Raw genomic sequence first — 17181 nt, 5'->3', positions numbered from 1 at the left:
GAGAGGGCGGTTAATCCGAAAATGGCCTGGGCTCCGTTTAGTTGCTTAGCGCTTGTACGCGCACTCGCGCCGTACCGCTGCTGATCATACCCAGCTGCTCGGCTGCCTTGCGTGAAAGATCGATCAGGCGCCCACGGGTATGCGGGCCGCGATCATTGATGCGGACAACCACGGATTTGTCGTTGTCGAGATTGGTGACCTTGACCTGGGTGCCGAACGGCAATTGCCGGTGGGCGGCGGTCAGGGCGTTCTGGTTGAAGGGTTCACCGCTGGCGGTCTTTTTGCCATGGTGCCGGGCGCCGTAATAGGAGGCGGTGCCGGTTTCGTCGTAGCCGTTGGGGTTGATGACGCCGCTGGCGCAGCCGGCCAACAGGGAGAACAAGGCCAGGAGGCCGAGTAGACGCTTCATGCAAGGTGTCCCCGAAAAAGTGCGCCCCCGAAGGGGCGCGTGTGCTGGTCAGCCTTCGAGCTTGCTTTTCAGCAATTCGTTCACCTGCTGCGGGTTGGCCTTGCCCTTGGAGGCTTTCATCGCCTGGCCCACAAAGAAGCCGAACATCTTGCCGCGCTTGGCCTCGTCTGCCGCACGGTATTGCTCGACCTGCTCGGCGTTGGCCGCGAGCATTTCATCCAATACGGCCGAAATCGCGCCGCTGTCGGTGACTTGCTTGAGGCCACGCTGCTCGATGATCTCGTCCGCGCTGCCTTCGCCTGCGGCCATGGCTTCGAACACGGTCTTGGCGATCTTGCCGGAGATGGTGTTGTCCTTGATGCGCAACAGCATGCCGCCCAATTGCTCGGCGGTGACCGGGGCTTCGTCGATTTCCAGGCCCTGTTTGTTCAACAGGCTGCCCAGCTCAACCATCACCCAGTTGGCCGCCAGTTTGGCGTCGCCGGCAATGCTCACGACTTTTTCGAAGTAGTTGGCTTGCTCACGGCTGGAGGCCAGCACGCTGGCATCGTAGACCGACAGGCCGAACTGCGCCTGGAAGCGCTCGCGTTTCTGCTGCGGCAGTTCCGGCAGGGTGGCGCGCACGTCATTGAGGAACGAGTCCTCGATGACCACCGGCAACAGGTCCGGGTCGGGGAAGTAACGATAGTCGTTGGCTTCCTCTTTGCTGCGCATGGCGCGGGTTTCGTCTTTGTTCGGGTCGTACAGGCGCGTCTGCTGGATGACCTTGCCGCCGTCTTCGATCAGCTCGATCTGGCGACGCACCTCACTGTTGATCGCCTTCTCGATGAAGCGGAACGAGTTGACGTTCTTGATCTCGCAGCGAGTGCCGTACTCGGCTTGGCCCTTTGGACGGATCGACACGTTGCAGTCGCAACGCAGCGAGCCTTCGGCCATGTTGCCGTCGCAAATGCCCAGGTAACGCACCAGCGCGTGGATGGTCTTGACGTAGGCCACGGCTTCCTTGGCGCTGCGCATGTCCGGCTCGGAGACGATTTCCAGCAGCGGCGTACCGGCACGGTTCAGGTCGATACCGGTGGCGCCTGGGAATTCTTCGTGCAGGCTCTTGCCGGCATCTTCTTCCAGGTGCGCACGGGTCACGCCGACGCGCTTGATGGTGCCGTCTTCCAGCGGGATGTCCAGGTGGCCCTTGCCGACGATCGGCAGTTCCATCTGGCTGATCTGGTAGCCCTTGGGCAGGTCCGGGTAGAAGTAGTTCTTGCGCGCGAACACGTTGTGCTGGCCGATCTCGGCGTCAATCGCCAGGCCGAACATCACCGCCATGCGTACCGCTTCCTGGTTCAGCACTGGCAGTACGCCAGGCATGCCCAGGTCGACCAGGCTGGCCTGGGTGTTCGGCTCAGAGCCAAACGTGGTGGCGCTACCGGAGAAAATCTTCGATTGGGTGGCGAGCTGGGTATGAATCTCCAGCCCGATCACAACTTCCCATTGCATAGTGTTCTCCTCAGAAGCCGGTAGGGGTGCGAGTGTGCCAGTCGGTGTTCAACTGGTACTGGTGCGCCACATTGAGCAGGCGGCCTTCCTGGAAATACGGGGCGAGCAATTGCACGCCGACCGGCAGGCCATCGACGAAACCTGCTGGCATGGACAAGCCCGGCAGGCCCGCGAGGTTGGCGGTGATGGTGTACAGGTCTTCGAGGTACGCAGCCACCGGGTCGCCGTTCTTGGCGCCAAGTTTCCAGGCCGGGTTCGGCGTGGTTGGGCCGAGGATCACGTCGACTTGCTCAAAGGCCGCCATGAAGTCGTTCTTCACCAGGCGACGGATTTTCTGCGCCTTGAGGTAGTACGCGTCGTAGTAGCCGGCCGACAGGGCATAGGCACCGACCATGATCCGGCGTTGGACTTCGGCACCGAAACCTTCGCCACGGGAGCGCTTATAAAGGTCGGTGAGGTCTTTCGGGTTTTCGCAGCGGTAGCCGAAACGCACGCCGTCGAACCGCGACAGGTTGGAAGAGGCTTCTGCCGGTGCGATCACGTAGTAGGCAGGAATCGCGTGCTGGTTGTTCGGCAGGCTGATTTCCTTGATCACGGCACCGAGGCTTTCCAGCGTCTTGACGCTGTTGTGCACCAGCTCTGCAATGCGCGGGTCGAGACCGGCGCTGAAGTATTCCTTCGGCACGCCGATGCGCAGGCCCTTGAGCGAGGTGTTCAGGCTGGCACTGTAGTCCGGCACCGGCTCGTCGATGCTGGTGGAGTCCTGTTGATCGAAGCCTGCCATGCCTTGTAACAAAATTGCGCAGTCTTCGGCGGTGCGCGCCAAAGGGCCACCCTGATCGAGACTGGAGGCGTAGGCGATCATGCCCCAACGGGAAACCCGACCGTAGGTCGGCTTCAGGCCGGTGAGGTTGGTGAAGGCCGCTGGCTGGCGGATCGAGCCGCCCGTGTCGGTGGCCGTAGCCGCGGGCAGGAAGCGCGCGGCAACCGCGGCCGCAGAACCGCCGGACGAACCGCCGGGCACGTGCTCCAGGTTCCACGGGTTTTTCACCGCGCCGTAGTAGCTCGACTCGTTGGCCGAACCCATGGCGAATTCGTCCATGTTGGTCTTGCCCAGGGTCACGGCCCCGGCGGCGGCCAGCTTGGACACCACGGTGGCGTCGTAGGGTGCTTTAAAGTTGTCGAGCATCTTCGAGCCGCAACTGGTGCGAATGCCCTGGGTGCAGAACAGGTCTTTGTGGGCGATTGGAGCGCCCAGCAGCGCGCCATTTTCACCGTTGGCGCGACGTGCGTCGGCGGCCTTGGCCTGGCTCAGGGCCAGTTCTTCGGTGAGGCTGATGAAGCTGTTGACCTTTGGATCGTGCTCGGCGATGCGCGCCAGCAAGGTCTTGGTCAGCTCTTCGGAAGAAAACTTTTTGTCGGCGAGACCGCGGGCGATCTCGGCCAGAGTCATGTGATGCATTGCAGGCTCTTTCCCTTTAGTCGATGACTTTCGGAACCAGGTACAGGCCGTTTTCGACCGCTGGCGCGATGGACTGGTAGGCCTCGCGATTATTACTCTCGGTCACGACGTCTGCGCGCAGGCGCTGGCTGGCTTCCAGCGGGTGAGCCAGGGGCTCGATACCGTCGGTATTCACGGCCTGCATTTGGTCGACCAGCCCGAGAATGCTGTTCAGGGCTGCGGTGGTCTGTGGAAGATCGGCATCATTGAGGCCAAGCGAGGCCAGGTGCGCGATTTTTTCCACGTCGGAGCGTTCAAGCGTCATGGGAATCTCCAGTGGAAAACAGAACGGAGGCTGTCCGTGTGTTAGATTGTCGGAACACTACCGCATTTCTACGGTCTTACGGCCGCGATTGTGGGGTTAGGTGCACAGAAAGTCGGCCAATTTAGCACATTGGCGCCTTGCCCAAAATCCCTGTCGTTGTTAGAGTTTGCCGCACTTTTTTACCCACGCGTTGCCTAGGGTCCCTTTCCCATGTTCAAGAAACTGCGTGGCATGTTTTCCAGCGATCTTTCCATTGACCTGGGCACTGCCAACACCCTTATTTACGTGCGCGAGCGCGGTATCGTCCTGAATGAGCCATCGGTTGTGGCTATTCGGACGCACGGTAACCAGAAAAGTGTCGTTGCCGTCGGCACCGAGGCCAAGCGCATGCTCGGCCGTACACCGGGCAATATTGCCGCCATCCGTCCGATGAAAGACGGCGTGATCGCCGACTTCAGCGTCTGCGAGAAGATGCTGCAGTACTTCATCAACAAGGTTCACGAAAACAGTTTCCTGCAGCCCAGCCCTCGTGTGCTGATCTGCGTTCCGTGCAAGTCCACCCAGGTTGAGCGTCGTGCCATCCGTGAATCGGCCCTTGGTGCCGGTGCCCGTGAAGTGTTCCTGATCGAAGAGCCAATGGCGGCTGCGATCGGTGCCGGTCTGCCGGTTGAAGAAGCACGCGGTTCGATGGTGGTGGATATCGGTGGTGGTACCACTGAAATCGCCCTGATCTCCCTGAACGGTGTGGTGTATGCCGAATCCGTCCGCGTCGGCGGCGACCGCTTCGACGAAGCGATCATCACCTATGTACGTCGTAACTACGGCAGCCTGATCGGTGAATCCACCGCTGAGCGCATCAAGCAGGAAATCGGCACCGCCTACCCAGGCGGCGAAGTGCGCGAAGTTGACGTGCGCGGTCGCAACCTGGCCGAAGGTGTTCCACGTGCCTTCACCCTGAACTCCAATGAAGTGCTGGAAGCTCTGCAAGAGTCCCTGGCTACCATCGTTCAGGCGGTGAAAAGCGCCCTGGAGCAATCGCCGCCGGAACTGGCTTCCGACATCGCCGAGCGTGGCCTGGTGCTGACCGGTGGTGGCGCCTTGCTGCGCGACCTCGACAAGCTGCTGGCCCAAGAGACTGGCCTGCCGGTGATCGTTGCCGAAGACCCGCTGACCTGCGTTGCCCGTGGCGGTGGTCGTGCACTGGAAATGATGGATAAACACACCATGGACCTGCTCTCCAGCGAATAAGTCATTGCTGGTTAGCCCATGTTTCGCCCGCAGGCAGCACTTTGCAGTGCTGCCTGTTGGCGTTTATCTTCTTCAATCTGCATCCAGGCCGGTTAGATGCCGTATGAATAAAGAGAACATTTGCCTGGGAGGAGCGGCTTATTAAACCGCTTTTCGCCAAAGGCCCCTCATTGGGCGTGCGCCTGTTGGTGCTGGTCGTGCTTTCGGTCGCGCTGATGGTGGTCGATGCCCGCTTTGCACTGCTCAAGCCCGTGCGCAGCCAGATGTCGCTGGTGTTGATGCAGACTTACTGGATCACCGACCTGCCGCAACGTCTGTACCAGGGCGTGGCCAGCCAATTTGGCAGCCGCACCGAACTGGTCGCCGAAAACGAAAAACTCAAGACCGAAAACCTGCTGTTGCAGGGGCGCATGCAAAAGCTCGCGGCCCTCACCGAGCAGAACGTTCGGCTGCGCGAGTTGCTCAATTCTTCTGCGCTGGTCAATGAAAAGGTCGAAGTGGCCGAGTTGATCGGCATGGACCCCAACCCCTTCACCCATCGCATCATCATCAACAAGGGTGAGCGCGACGGTGTGGTCCTGGGCCAGCCGGTGCTCGACGCCCGTGGCCTGATGGGCCAGGTGGTTGAGCTGATGCCCTACACCTCGCGGGTCTTGCTGCTGACGGACACCACCCACAGCATTCCGGTGCAGGTGAACCGCAACGGCCTGCGCGCGATTGCCAGCGGCACCGGTAACCCGGAGCGCCTGGAGTTGCGCCACGTGGCTGACACCGCTGACATCAAGGAAGGCGACCTGCTGGTCAGCTCCGGCCTGGGTCAGCGTTTCCCGGCGGGTTACCCGGTGGCGACGGTGAAGGAAGTGATCCACGATTCCGGTCAGCCGTTCGCCATTGTGCGTGCCGTGCCGACGGCTGCGTTGAACCGCAGCCGCTACCTGCTGCTGGTGTTCAGCGACAACCGTACGCCGGAAGAGCGCGCCAACGACGCCGCGCAGGCCCAGGAAGCGGAAGACAAGCAAAACGGTACAGCGCCGATCGTTCCGGCGACTGTGCCCAAGCCGGCATTCGTCGGGCCGCCTGCACCGACGGCGGCTCCGGCAGCGCCCGTCGCCACCCCGGTCAAGCCGGCCGCTCACAACACGCGCCCCGCCAAGCCCGCCGTGACTAAACCACCGGCCGCGACCCCGGCTGCCAAGCCACCGGCAACTGCTCCGGCAACCACGCGGCAGAGGGAGGAATAATGGCCAGTACTCATTCGCGCAACGGCTGGATCGTCTGGCTCACCTTTGCTATCGGTATGCTGCTGAGCGTTTCGCCCCTGCCGCAGTTCATGGAAATCCTGCGTCCGCTCTGGCTGGCACTGTTGCTGGCGTTCTGGTCGTTGAACCTGCCGCATAAGGTCGGCATGGTCACGGCGATGTTCCTGGGCTTGGCGGAAGATGTGCTCTATGGCACCTTGCTGGGCCAGAACGCGTTGATCCTGACGCTGATCACCTTCCTGGTGCTGTCGTTGCAACAACGCCTGCGCATGTTCCCGATGTGGCAGCAATGCCTGGTGATCCTGGTGATCTTCGGCCTGGCGCAGTTGGTTCAGCTATGGCTGAGTGCGTTGACCGGTAACCGCCAGCCAACCCTGGCACTGGTATTGCCGGCGTTGGTCAGTGCCTTGCTGTGGCCATGGATCAGCTTCGGTCTGCGTGGGTTGCGTCGTCGCTATAAAATCAATTGAATGGATTGCGAGGCTCTGCCTGGTTATCGAACCCTACAGGGAGAGTCTGCAATGAATTCGCTTTACCTGGCCTCGGGCTCCCCGAGGCGGCGTGAACTGTTGACCCAGATCGGCGTGCCTTTCACCGTGGTCAGTGCCGCTATCGATGAAACTCCTCTTACAAACGAATCCGCTGTTTCCTATGTCGAGCGCCTTGCGTGTGGCAAGGCAGCGGCGGGTTTTGCTGTGCTCGAAAACACCTCCGACGCCTGTGTGTTGGGTGCCGACACCGCCGTAATCGTCGATGGAAAAATCCTCGGTAAGCCCGTCGATCAGGCCGACGCCCTGGCCATGTTGATGGCGCTGGCGGGCCGTGAGCATGAAGTACTCACCGCCATTGCCCTCACCGATGGCCAGCGCTGCGAGACTGTTTGTGTAAGCAGTCATGTACGGTTTCGCGAGATTTCCGTCGAGGAAGCAACCACCTACTGGCACAGTGGCGAGCCCCAGGACAAAGCGGGCGGCTATGCTATCCAAGGGTTGGGCTCGGTGTTCGTCGCAGGGCTCAATGGCAGTTATTCCGCCGTGGTAGGCCTGCCGGTGTGCGAAACCGCGCAACTGCTCGGCCAATTCGGCATACCCTGTTGGCAAAACCTTACCGCGCGCTGAACGCCGTACTCCAGCGCCCAGCCTTAAGCGATCGGTCACTATTGTGAAAACGCCTGAACGAGACCCAGCCATGAGTGAAGAGATTCTGATCAATATCACGCCGATGGAATCGCGCGTGGCGGTGGTAGAGAACGGTGTTCTGCAAGAAGTGCACGTGGAGCGCACCCAGAAGCGCGGGATCGTCGGCAATATCTACAAAGGCAAGGTGGTGCGGGTTTTGCCAGGCATGCAGGCGGCCTTCGTCGACATCGGCCTGGACCGTGCCGCGTTTATCCATGCTTCGGAAATTTCCCTGCGCGAAGGGCCAGCGGTAGAAAGCATCAGCGCCCTGGTACACGAAGGGCAGAGCCTGGTGGTGCAAGTCACCAAGGACCCCATCGGCTCCAAAGGCGCGCGCCTGACCACGCAACTGTCGATTCCGTCGCGTTACCTGGTGTACATGCCGCGCACTGCTCATGTCGGTATTTCCCTGAAGATCGAAGACGAAGGCGAGCGCGAGCGGCTGAAGAAGGTGGTCAGCGACTGCGTGGCGGCCGAAGGCATCAAGGAGGCGGGCGGTTTTATCCTGCGCACTGCCGCTGAAGGTGCCGGCGCCGATGAAATCCTCATGGACATCCGCTACCTGCGGCGCCTGTGGGACCAGATCGGTGCCCAGATCAAGACCATCGGCGCGCCCAGCGTGATCTACGAAGACCTCGGCCTGGCCCTGCGCACGCTGCGCGACCTGGTCAGCCCGAAGATTGAGAAAATTCGCATCGACTCGCGGGAAACCTTCCAGCGCACCACGCAATTTGTTGCCGAGCTGATGCCGGAAATTGCCGACCGTCTGGAACACTATCCCGGCGAGCGACCGATCTTCGACCTGTATGGCGTCGAAGACGAAATCCAGAAAGCCCTGGAACGCAAAGTACCGCTCAAGTCCGGCGGCTACCTGGTGGTGGACCCGGCGGAAGCCATGACCACCATTGACGTCAACACCGGTGCGTTCGTCGGCCATCGCAACCTTGAAGAAACCATCTTCAAGACCAACCTTGAAGCCGCCACCGCGATCGCGCGCCAACTGCGCCTGCGTAACCTGGGCGGCATCATCATCATCGACTTCATCGACATGGAAGATGAAGAACACCAGCGCCAGGTGCTGCGTACCCTTGAGAAACAGCTGGAGCGCGACCACGCCAAGACCAACATCATTGGCATCACCGAGTTGGGCCTGGTGCAGATGACACGCAAGCGCACCCGCGAAAGCCTGGAACAGGTGCTGTGCGAGCCGTGCAGCAGTTGCCAGGGCCGCGGTAAATTGAAGACCCCGGAAACCGTTTGCTACGAGATTTTCCGCGAAATCCTGCGAGAGGCGCGAGCCTACCAGGCCGAGGGTTACAGAGTGCTCGCCAACCAGAAAGTGGTCGACCGGCTGCTGGACGAAGAATCCGGTAACGTTGCCGAACTGGAGGGATTTATCGGCCGCACGATACGCTTCCAGGTCGAAACCATGTATTCCCAGGAACAATACGACGTGGTGCTGCTCTGATCCCCAATCGTTTTCTTTTTACGAGACGGGCAGACCTTGATCTGCCGTCCGACTACTGCCTTGAGGGTCGCCTGACATGGAGCGTCTGATGCGCTTTTTTGCCGCTTTGACCCGTTGGGGCCTGGGCCTCTGTGCCTTGCTGCTGGTATTGGCAGCGGTGTATGTGAGCCTGGGTCGTGAGTTGACGCCACTGGTGGCCGAGTACCGTGCAGAGATCGAAGCCAAGGCTCAGGCCGCGGTGGACATGCCGTTGCACATTGGCAGCCTTGAAGGCCGCTGGAGCGGCTTCGCGCCGGTATTGCGGGCCCATGATGTGATGGTAGGCGAGGGCAGCAGTGCCTTGCGCCTGGACCAGGTCGAAGTGGTGCCGGACATGTGGGCCAGCCTGATGGCCCGCGAAGTGCGTATTGCTCATCTGCAGGTCAGTGGCTTGCAGCTTAGCGTCAAGGAAGACAAGGACGGCAAATGGGCGTTGCAGGGCCTGCCGGTGCAGGACGACCAACCTGTCGACCCTGAGCAACTGCTCAAGAACATGCAAAAGGTCAAGCGCGTGTCGCTGCTCGACAGCCAGGTGACTTTGCAGCCGTTTGACCAGGCGCCTGTGACCCTGACGTATGTCGGCCTGAGCCTGCACACCGGCGTCACCCGCCAACGCCTGGATGCGCGTCTGACCCTGCCCGACGGCCAGCCTTTGGCAGTGAGCCTGCGTACCCGTATCCGCGCCAGCCAGTGGAAGGACGGCGAGGTCCAGGCTTACCTGAGCCTGCCGCAAAGCGACTGGGCCAAGTGGATTCCAGCCAAGCTGACCCAGCGATGGAAGCTCACCCAATTCAAGGCCGGCGGTGAATTCTGGCTGACCTGGGCCAAAGGCACCGTGCAGAGCGCAGTAGTGCGCCTCAACTCGCCGCAGGTAAAAGGCAGCTACGCCGATCGCAAACCTGTGCATATCGAGAACCTGGCGCTCACGGCTTACCTGCAACGCAGCGATAGCGGCCTGAAGGTGCTGTTCGACTCGCTGGCGATGAACCTGGGGGAAACCCGTTGGGAATCGCGCCTGCAACTTCAGCAAACCCTGGCCACCGACAAGGATCAGGAAGTCTGGAAGCTCCAGGCCGACCGTCTGGATCTGACGCCGATCACGCCACTGCTCAATGCCCTGGCGCCACTGCCGGAAGGTTTTGCCAAGACCATTCAGCACCTCAAGGCCACGGGCCTGCTGCGTAATGTGCTGGTGGATTTTCGCCCTCAAGACACCACCGATCAAAAAGTCAGCTTCGCCGCCAACCTCGAGCGCATCGGTTTTGATGCCTACTTTGGCGCACCGGCCGCGCGCAACGTGTCCGGCAGCATCAGTGGTGACCTGGGGCACGGCGAGTTGCGCATGGACAGCAAGGACTTTTCCCTGCACCTCGACCCGATCTTTGCCAAGCCGTGGCAGTACATCCAGGCCAACGCACGCCTGACATGGAAGCTCGACAAGGAAGGCTTCACCCTGATCGCGCCCTACATCAAGGTGTTGGGTGAGGAGGGCAAAGTCGCTGCGGATTTCTTGATTCGCCTGCACTTTGACCACAACCAGGAAGACTATATGGACCTACGGGTCGGCATGGTCGATGGCGATGGGCGATTCACCCCCAAATACCTGCCGGCGGTGTTAAGCCCGGCGTTGGATGAGTGGCTGCGCACGGCGATTCTCAAGGGCGCGGTGGACCAGGGTTTCTTCCAGTACCAGGGCTCGCTGAACCACGACGCACTGCCGGCCTCGCGCAATATCAGTCTGTTCTTCAAGGTGCATGACGCCGAACTGGCGTTCCAGCCGGGCTGGCCGCATGTGAGCAAGGTCACTGGCGAAGTGTTTGTCGAGGAGAGCGGTGTGCGCATCCTGGCCAGCAAGGGCCAGCTCCTCGACACCAAGGTCAAGGACATCTACGTCAATATCCCCCACGCGCCGGAGGGCAAGGACAGCCATCTGTTGCTGACCGGCGGGTTTGCCGGTGGCTTGGGCGATGGTTTGAAAATCCTCCAGGAAGCGCCGATCGGCACCGCATCGACATTTGCCGGCTGGAAGGGCGAGGGCGACCTGCAGGGCAGTCTTGACCTGGATGTGCCGTTGGCCAAGGGCACTGATCCTAAGATTGTGGTGGACTTCAAGACGGATAAATCGCGCCTGCAACTGACCGAACCGACCCTGGACCTCACCCAGCTCAAGGGCGATTTCCGCTTCGACAGCGCCAAAGGCCTCAGTGGCCAGAACATCACGGCCCAGGCGTTTGACCGGCCGATCACCGCGCAGATCGTTGCCGATGGCAAGCCGGGCAATATCAGCACGCGGGTGAATGCCAAGGGCCAGGTGACGGTCAAGCGGCTGACGGACTGGTTGAAAATCAGCCAGCCGTTGCCGGTGTCCGGCGATATTCCCTACCAGCTGCAATTGACCCTCGACGGCGCCGATAGCCAATTGATGGTCAACTCCAACCTGAAAGGCGTTGCCGTGGACCTGCCGGCACCGTTCGGTATGCCGGCCAGCCAGGGGCGTGACAGTGTGTTCCGCATGACCTTGCAGGGGGCGGAGCGGCGTTATTGGTTCGACTATGGCGAACTGGCCAACTTCACCTTTGCGGCGCCGCCGGACAAATTCAATGAAGGGCGCGGTGAGCTTTTCCTGGGTGATGGCGATGCCGTGTTGCCAGGGGCCAAGGGCTTGCGCATTCGCGGCGTGCTGTCTGAGCTCGATATCGATCCGTGGAAGAAGCTGGTAGACCGCTACGCGGGCAACGATCCGGGCGGCAGCGCCAAGCAGTTGCTCAGCGGCGCTGACTTCAAGGTGGGCAAGCTGACCGGTTTTGGCACCCAGTTTGATCAGGTCAATTTGCAATTGGCGCGTAAGCCTGCGGCCTGGGGCTTGCAACTCGACAGTCAGCAAGCCAAGGGCACGGTCAACCTGCCGGACGCCAAGGGCGCACCGATTGCGGTCAACCTGCAATATGTGAAGCTGCCGGCGGTGGATCCGACGGTGCAGGCTGACGAAAACGCGCCAGACCCCTTGGCGGGCATCGACCCCAAGGACATTCCGGCGCTGGATATCGCCATTGATCAATTGTTCCAAGGACCGGATCTGATCGGTGCCTGGTCGCTGAGAATCCGCCCGACGGCCAAAGGCCTGGCTTTCAATAATCTGGACCTCGGCCTCAAGGGCATGCAGCTCAAGGGCGCCGGTGGTTGGGAAGGGACGGCCGGCGACAGCAGCAGTTGGTATAAAGGCCGCCTGGATGGCAAGAATATCGGCGATGTACTCAAGGGCTGGGGATATGCGCCAACCGTCACCAGCCAGGATTTCCACCTGGATGTCGATGGTCGCTGGCCTGGTTCGCCAGCCTATGTCGGGCCCAAGCGCTTCTCCGGCAGCCTCGATGCGGCGTTCCGAAATGGCCAGTTCGTCGAAGTGGAAGGCGGCGCCCAGGCGCTACGGGTGTTTGGCCTGCTGAACTTCAACTCCATTGGGCGCCGTCTGCGCCTGGACTTCTCGGACTTGCTCGGCAAGGGCTTGAGCTATGACCGTGTGAAGGGCTTGCTGGCGGCGAGCAACGGCGTGTTCGTGACCCGTGAGCCGATCACCATGACCGGGCCTTCCACTAACCTGGAACTCAACGGCACCCTGGACTTGGTCGCAGACCGTGTCGACGCCAAGCTGCTGGTCACCTTGCCGGTGACCAATAACCTGCCGATCGCCGCGCTGATCGTGGGCGCGCCGGCTATTGGTGGCGCGCTGTTCCTGATCGACAAGTTGATCGGTGATCGTGTTGCGCGCTTCGCCAGTGTGCAATACAAGGTGGAAGGCCCGTGGAAGGACCCGAAAATCACCTTCGACAAGCCATTTGAAAAGCCAAACTGAGGGCCTGTGGAGTAGCATGGCCGCATGCCCATGACGGAGAGACGGCCCATGTCCTTTGCGGTAATTCAAATGGTCAGCCAGAGCGATGTGCTGGCCAACCTGGCTCAGGCCCGGCGCCTGCTGGAACAAGCTGCGGCGGGTGGTGCGAAGCTGGCGGTCTTGCCGGAAAACTTCGCCGCCATGGGCCGCCGCGACGTGGCCGACATCGGTCGCGCCGAAGCACTGGGCGAGGGCCCGATCCTACCGTGGTTGAAACAGACCGCCCGCGACCTCACCTTATGGATAGTGGCAGGCACTTTGCCGCTGCCACCAAAGGACCAGCCAAACGCCAAGTCCAATGCCTGCTCGTTGCTGGTCGATGATCAGGGCGAAATCGTTGCCCGTTACGACAAGTTGCACCTGTTCGATGTGGATGTCGCCGATGCCCGTGGCCGTTATCGCGAATCCGACGACTATGCTTTCGGAGGCAATGTGGTGGTGGCGGACACGCCCGTCGGCCGCTTGGGCCTGACAGTGTGTTACGACCTGCGCTTCCCCGAGCTGTACAGCGAGTTGCGCGCGGCAGGGGCTGAATTGATTACCGCGCCTTCGGCGTTTACGGCGGTGACCGGCGCGGCGCACTGGGATGTGCTGATTCGCGCACGCGCCATCGAGACCCAGTGCTACCTGCTGGCGGCCGCTCAAGGCGGTGTGCATCCGGGACCACGGGAAACCTATGGTCATGCGGCGATTGTCGACCCTTGGGGGCGGGTGCTGGCACAACAGGATCAAGGCGAAGCGGTGTTGCTGGCCGCACGCGATAGCAGTGAACAAGCGTCGATAAGGGCGCGCATGCCGGTGGTCAACCATCGGCGCTTTTTCTCGCAGGGCGCACAGCGACCTGCTTCGGAACGATGAATTTAAGGCCATACCTATGAGCGAGTTGTTGTCCTCAGTCAGTGATCACCTCCTGGCACCCGGTGGCGTGACCATCGAAAGCTTGCAAACCGTACTCGGCGACCTGGCCGGGCCGGGCATCGACGCGGCTGACCTGTATTTCCAGGGGCAGATTTCCGAGTCCTGGGCTCTGGAAGACGGCATCGTCAAGGAGGGCAGCTTCAACCTCGACCAGGGGGTGGGCGTGCGTGCGCAGTCCGGTGAAAAAACCGGTTTTGCCTACAGCAACGCGATCACCCTGGAAGCCCTGGGCCTGGCGGCGCGTGCTGCGCGCTCGATCTCCCGCGCAGGGCAGAATGGCACGGTGCAGGCGTTCAGCACTCAGGACGTGGCGCAGTTGTACGCGCCGGATAACCCCCTGGAAGTGATCAGCCGTGCGGAAAAGGTCGAGCTGCTCAAGCGTATCGACGCCGCTACCCGCGCTCTCGACCCGCGTATCCAGCAGGTCACCGTGAGCATGGCCGGTGTGTGGGAGCGCATTTTGGTGGCGTCCACCGACGGCGGCCTGGCGGCGGATGTGCGGCCGCTGGTGCGCTTCAACGTCAGTGTGATCGTCGAACAGAACGGTCGCCGCGAGCGCGGTGGTCATGGCGGCGGCGGGCGTACCGACTACCGTTATTTCCTCGCCGACGACCGTGCCATGGGTTACGCCCGTGAAGCGTTGCGCCAGGCGCTGGTCAATCTGGAAGCCATTCCGGCGCCGGCCGGCACGTTGCCGGTGGTGTTGGGTTCGGGCTGGTCCGGCGTGCTGCTGCACGAAGCGGTCGGCCATGGCCTGGAAGGTGACTTCAACCGCAAGGGCAGTTCGGCCTACAGCGGGCGCATGGGTGAAATGGTTGCGTCCAAACTCTGCACCATCGTCGATGACGGCACCCTGGCCGGTCGCCGGGGCTCTCTGAGCGTCGACGACGAAGGCACCCCGACCGAGTGCACCACCCTGATTGAAAACGGCGTGCTCAAGGGCTACATGCAAGACAAGCTCAACGCCCGCCTGATGGGCGTGGCGCGCACCGGTAACGGCCGCCGTGAATCCTATGCGCACCTGCCGATGCCGCGCATGACCAACACCTACATGCTCGGTGGCGAAAGCGACCCGGCCGAGATCATCGCTTCAGTGAAACGCGGTATCTACTGCGCCAACCTCGGTGGTGGCCAGGTGGATATCACCAGCGGCAAGTTCGTGTTCTCCACCAGCGAGGCGTACCTGATCGAGGACGGCAAGATCACCGCGCCGGTCAAAGGTGCGACGTTGATCGGTAACGGTCCGGAAGCCATGAGCAAGGTATCGATGGTCGGTAACGACCTGTCGCTGGACAGTGGCGTAGGCACCTGCGGGAAGGACGGGCAGTCGGTACCGGTGGGTGTCGGCCAGCCAACGCTGAAGATTGATGCGATCACCGTGGGTGGCACGGGGTCGTAAGAAAGGTGGAGCTTCGGGTGGCGAAAACCGCCACCCGGGGAAGAGGATCAGCGCAGGCCGCGTTGAGTCTCGTCCAGCTCTCGGATGTACTTGAAGATTTTACGGCTGGTGGCCGGCGCCTTGTTATGCGCCAGTTCGTGCTGGGCCTGACGGATCAGGGAGCGCAGTTGCTGGCGGTCCGCGTCCGGGTAGTCCACCACGAATTTCTCCAGCACCGCGTCATCGCCCGAGATCAGGCGGTCACGCCAACGTTCCAGGTTATGGAAGCGTTCGTTGTACTGGCGAGTCGAGGCATCGGTTTGATCGAGCAAGGTCAGAATGGCGTCGATGTCCTGATCGCGCATGAGTTTGCCGATAAACGAGATGTGCCGTTTACGCGCGATATTCGCGGTGTGCTTGGGCGCATCGGCCAGGGCACGACGCATTTCGTCGGTCAGTGGCAGTTTTGCAATCAAGTCTTTTTTGAGCGTTGTAAGGCGCTCGCCGAGGTCAACCAGAGCATGCAGCTCACGTTTGACCTGGGTTTTGCTTTTCTCCCCATCGAGGGAGTCGTCGTAAGAATCAACCATGGTGGCAGTCCGCAAAGAAACGCCGCCATGATAACCAGTCGGGGGCCGCTTGTCCGGCCCGGTCGCTCGATGGCCTTAACCGAAAGCAGAATTTGAGTGGAGAAAACCATGAGTGCAGCCCAAAGCGTCGGTCCGCAAGCGTTACCGGCACTGCAGGAACAAGTCGAGCAGATCCTCGCCGAGGCCAAGCGCCAGGGGGCCAGTGCCTGTGAAGTGGCGGTGTCGCTGGAGCAGGGGCTGTCGACGTCGGTGCGCCAGCGGGAAGTGGAAACCGTTGAGTTCAACCGCGACCAGGGTTTTGGTATCACCTTGTATGTCGGGCAGCGCAAAGGTTCGGCCAGTACCTCGGCCAGCGGTCCGGAGGCGATTCGCGAGACGGTGGCGGCTGCGTTGGCCATCGCCAAGCACACCTCCGAGGACGAAAGCTCGGGCCTGGCCGACAAGGCGCTGATGGCCAAGGACCTGAAGGACTTCGATCTGTTTCACGCCTGGGACATCACCCCCGAACAGGCCATCGAACAGGCGCTGATCTGCGAAGCCGCCGCGTTCGACGCCGATGCCCGCATCAAGAATGCGGATGGCACCACGTTGAGCACGCACCAGGGCTGCCGCGTATATGGCAACAGCCACGGCTTTATCGGTGGCTATGCGTCCACCCGCCATAGCTTGAGCTGCGTGATGATCGCCGAGGCTGATGGCCAGATGCAGCGCGATTACTGGTACGACGTGAACCGCCAGGGCGAGTTGTTGGCGGACCCGGTCAGCATTGGTCAGCGCGCCGCGCAGCGTGCGGCGAGCCGTCTGGGTGCGCGCCCAGTACCGACCTGTGAAGTGCCGGTGCTGTTTTCGGCAGAACTGGCCGGTGGGCTGTTTGGCAGTTTCCTGGGGGCGATTTCCGGTGGCAACTTGTACCGTAAGTCCTCGTTCCTGGAGGGGGCGATTGGCCAGAAGCTGTTCCCTGAATGGCTGACTATTGATGAGCGCCCGCACTTGATGCGCGCCATGGGCAGTACGTCGTTCGACGGTGATGGTCTGGCGACCTATGCAAAGCCGTTCGTTGAGAAGGGCGAGTTGGTGTCTTACGTGCTGGGCACGTACGCCGGTCGCAAGCTGGGCCTGCCAAGCACCGCAAACTCCGGAGGCGTACACAACCTGTTCGTCACCCATGGCGATGAAGACCAAGCTGCGCTGCTGCGGCGCATGGGGCGTGGCTTGCTGGTGACCGAGCTGATGGGCCATGGCTTGAACATGGTCACCGGTGATTATTCACGCGGCGCGGCGGGTTTCTGGGTGGAAAATGGCGAGATCCAGTTCGCCGTCCAGGAAGTGACCATCGCCGGCAATATGCGCGACATGTTCAAGCAGATCGTCGCCGTGGGTAATGATCTGGAATTGCGCAGCAACATTCGCACAGGTTCGGTGTTGATCGAGCGAATGACTGTCGCCGGCAGCTGATCCCTCTAACGCGTAAGCCAAAAAGGCGCGCCATCTATCAGGTGGCGCGCCTTTTTTTGTGGGCGTTTTGCAAGCGGATCAATCTGC

General features: G+C 61.4%; 14 protein-coding genes. 9 read left to right on the top strand and 5 right to left on the bottom strand.

Annotation, left to right across the window (positions count from 1 at the left end; all coding sequences use genetic code 11):
* Positions 1–37 precede the first annotated feature (37 nt).
* The 4 genes from HX812_RS05675 to gatC are packed head-to-tail and all read right to left on the bottom strand — an operon-like array spanning position 38 to position 3669.
* Complete coding sequence (locus HX812_RS05675) at positions 38–409, bottom strand: septal ring lytic transglycosylase RlpA family protein (RefSeq protein ID WP_016976221.1); 372 nt, start codon at positions 407–409, stop codon at positions 38–40.
* 48 nt (positions 410–457) lie between these two features.
* On the bottom strand, positions 458–1903 hold the full coding sequence (gene gatB, locus HX812_RS05670) for an Asp-tRNA(Asn)/Glu-tRNA(Gln) amidotransferase subunit GatB (RefSeq protein WP_033899327.1): 1446 nt from the start codon (positions 1901–1903) through the stop codon (positions 458–460).
* Positions 1904–1913: 10 nt separating this feature from the next.
* Positions 1914–3365 carry an Asp-tRNA(Asn)/Glu-tRNA(Gln) amidotransferase subunit GatA gene (gene gatA, locus HX812_RS05665; RefSeq protein ID WP_038851025.1) on the bottom strand — a complete coding sequence of 484 codons (1452 nt, stop codon included), beginning with the start codon at positions 3363–3365 and terminating at the stop codon, positions 1914–1916.
* A gap of 16 nt (positions 3366–3381) precedes the next feature.
* Positions 3382–3669 carry an Asp-tRNA(Asn)/Glu-tRNA(Gln) amidotransferase subunit GatC gene (gene gatC / locus HX812_RS05660; RefSeq protein WP_010213142.1) on the bottom strand — a complete coding sequence of 96 codons (288 nt, stop codon included), beginning with the start codon at positions 3667–3669 and terminating at the stop codon, positions 3382–3384.
* 210 nt (positions 3670–3879) lie between these two features.
* Between gatC and mreB the strand changes: the two genes are divergently transcribed.
* From mreB to tldD, 8 genes are all read left to right on the top strand, one after another.
* The gene (gene mreB, locus HX812_RS05655; protein ID WP_002555108.1) at positions 3880–4917 is read left to right on the top strand and encodes a rod shape-determining protein MreB; all 1038 of its coding nucleotides are present in this window, start codon (positions 3880–3882) and stop codon (positions 4915–4917) included.
* 140 nt (positions 4918–5057) lie between these two features.
* Positions 5058–6158, top strand: a complete 1101-nt coding sequence (gene mreC, locus HX812_RS05650) for a rod shape-determining protein MreC (protein WP_080642464.1) — start codon at positions 5058–5060, stop codon at positions 6156–6158.
* Positions 6158–6646 carry a rod shape-determining protein MreD gene (gene mreD, locus HX812_RS05645; RefSeq protein ID WP_016976217.1) on the top strand — a complete coding sequence of 163 codons (489 nt, stop codon included), beginning with the start codon at positions 6158–6160 and terminating at the stop codon, positions 6644–6646. Before mreC ends, mreD begins: the two co-directional genes overlap by 1 nt.
* 51 nt (positions 6647–6697) lie before the next feature.
* A complete protein-coding gene (locus HX812_RS05640; RefSeq protein WP_038851027.1) occupies positions 6698–7294 on the top strand; it encodes a nucleoside triphosphate pyrophosphatase in 597 nt (198 codons plus the stop codon).
* Between the two features lie 70 nt (positions 7295–7364).
* Positions 7365–8822, top strand: coding sequence for a ribonuclease G (gene rng / locus HX812_RS05635; protein ID WP_003171790.1), 1458 nt, complete (start codon positions 7365–7367; stop codon positions 8820–8822).
* 76 nt (positions 8823–8898) lie between these two features.
* On the top strand, positions 8899–12714 hold the full coding sequence (locus HX812_RS05630) for a YhdP family protein (RefSeq protein WP_038851030.1): 3816 nt from the start codon (positions 8899–8901) through the stop codon (positions 12712–12714).
* Positions 12715–12762: 48 nt separating this feature from the next.
* Positions 12763–13611 (top strand): carbon-nitrogen hydrolase family protein, encoded by an 849-nt coding sequence (locus tag HX812_RS05625; RefSeq protein WP_038851033.1) that lies wholly within the window; start codon positions 12763–12765, stop codon positions 13609–13611.
* 16 nt (positions 13612–13627) lie between these two features.
* Positions 13628–15070 (top strand): metalloprotease TldD, encoded by a 1443-nt coding sequence (gene tldD / locus HX812_RS05620; RefSeq protein ID WP_038851034.1) that lies wholly within the window; start codon positions 13628–13630, stop codon positions 15068–15070.
* 47 nt (positions 15071–15117) lie between these two features.
* Here tldD and yjgA read toward each other — a convergent pair whose 3' ends face one another.
* Complete coding sequence (gene yjgA / locus HX812_RS05615) at positions 15118–15639, bottom strand: ribosome biogenesis factor YjgA (RefSeq protein WP_033899348.1); 522 nt, start codon at positions 15637–15639, stop codon at positions 15118–15120.
* Between the two features lie 108 nt (positions 15640–15747).
* Between yjgA and pmbA the strand changes: the two genes are divergently transcribed.
* Positions 15748–17094, top strand: coding sequence for a metalloprotease PmbA (gene pmbA / locus HX812_RS05610; protein WP_038851036.1), 1347 nt, complete (start codon positions 15748–15750; stop codon positions 17092–17094).
* Positions 17095–17181 lie beyond the last annotated feature (87 nt).

It is taken from the genome of Pseudomonas sp. IPO3749 (genome assembly GCF_013386605.1).
Lineage (GTDB): Bacteria > Pseudomonadota > Gammaproteobacteria > Pseudomonadales > Pseudomonadaceae > Aquipseudomonas > Aquipseudomonas azotoformans_A.
This window is presented reverse-complemented; position numbering and strand designations above follow the sequence as displayed.

Bases quoted from the DNA above. Each gene is read 5' to 3' on its own strand.
- HX812_RS05675 (WP_016976221.1), bottom strand. From the start codon at position 409: ATGAAGCGTCTACTCGGCCTCCTGGCCTTGTTCTCCCTGTTGGCCGGC.
- gatB (WP_033899327.1), bottom strand. From the start codon at position 1,903: ATGCAATGGGAAGTTGTGATCGGGCTGGAGATTCATACCCAGCTCGCC.
- gatA (WP_038851025.1), bottom strand. From the start codon at position 3,365: ATGCATCACATGACTCTGGCCGAGATCGCCCGCGGTCTCGCCGACAAA.
- gatC (WP_010213142.1), bottom strand. From the start codon at position 3,669: ATGACGCTTGAACGCTCCGACGTGGAAAAAATCGCGCACCTGGCCTCG.
- mreB (WP_002555108.1), top strand. From the start codon at position 3,880: ATGTTCAAGAAACTGCGTGGCATGTTTTCCAGCGATCTTTCCATTGAC.
- mreD (WP_016976217.1), top strand. From the start codon at position 6,158: ATGGCCAGTACTCATTCGCGCAACGGCTGGATCGTCTGGCTCACCTTT.
- HX812_RS05640 (WP_038851027.1), top strand. From the start codon at position 6,698: ATGAATTCGCTTTACCTGGCCTCGGGCTCCCCGAGGCGGCGTGAACTG.
- rng (WP_003171790.1), top strand. From the start codon at position 7,365: ATGAGTGAAGAGATTCTGATCAATATCACGCCGATGGAATCGCGCGTG.
- HX812_RS05630 (WP_038851030.1), top strand. From the start codon at position 8,899: ATGGAGCGTCTGATGCGCTTTTTTGCCGCTTTGACCCGTTGGGGCCTG.
- HX812_RS05625 (WP_038851033.1), top strand. From the start codon at position 12,763: ATGTCCTTTGCGGTAATTCAAATGGTCAGCCAGAGCGATGTGCTGGCC.
- tldD (WP_038851034.1), top strand. From the start codon at position 13,628: ATGAGCGAGTTGTTGTCCTCAGTCAGTGATCACCTCCTGGCACCCGGT.
- yjgA (WP_033899348.1), bottom strand. From the start codon at position 15,639: ATGGTTGATTCTTACGACGACTCCCTCGATGGGGAGAAAAGCAAAACC.
- pmbA (WP_038851036.1), top strand. From the start codon at position 15,748: ATGAGTGCAGCCCAAAGCGTCGGTCCGCAAGCGTTACCGGCACTGCAG.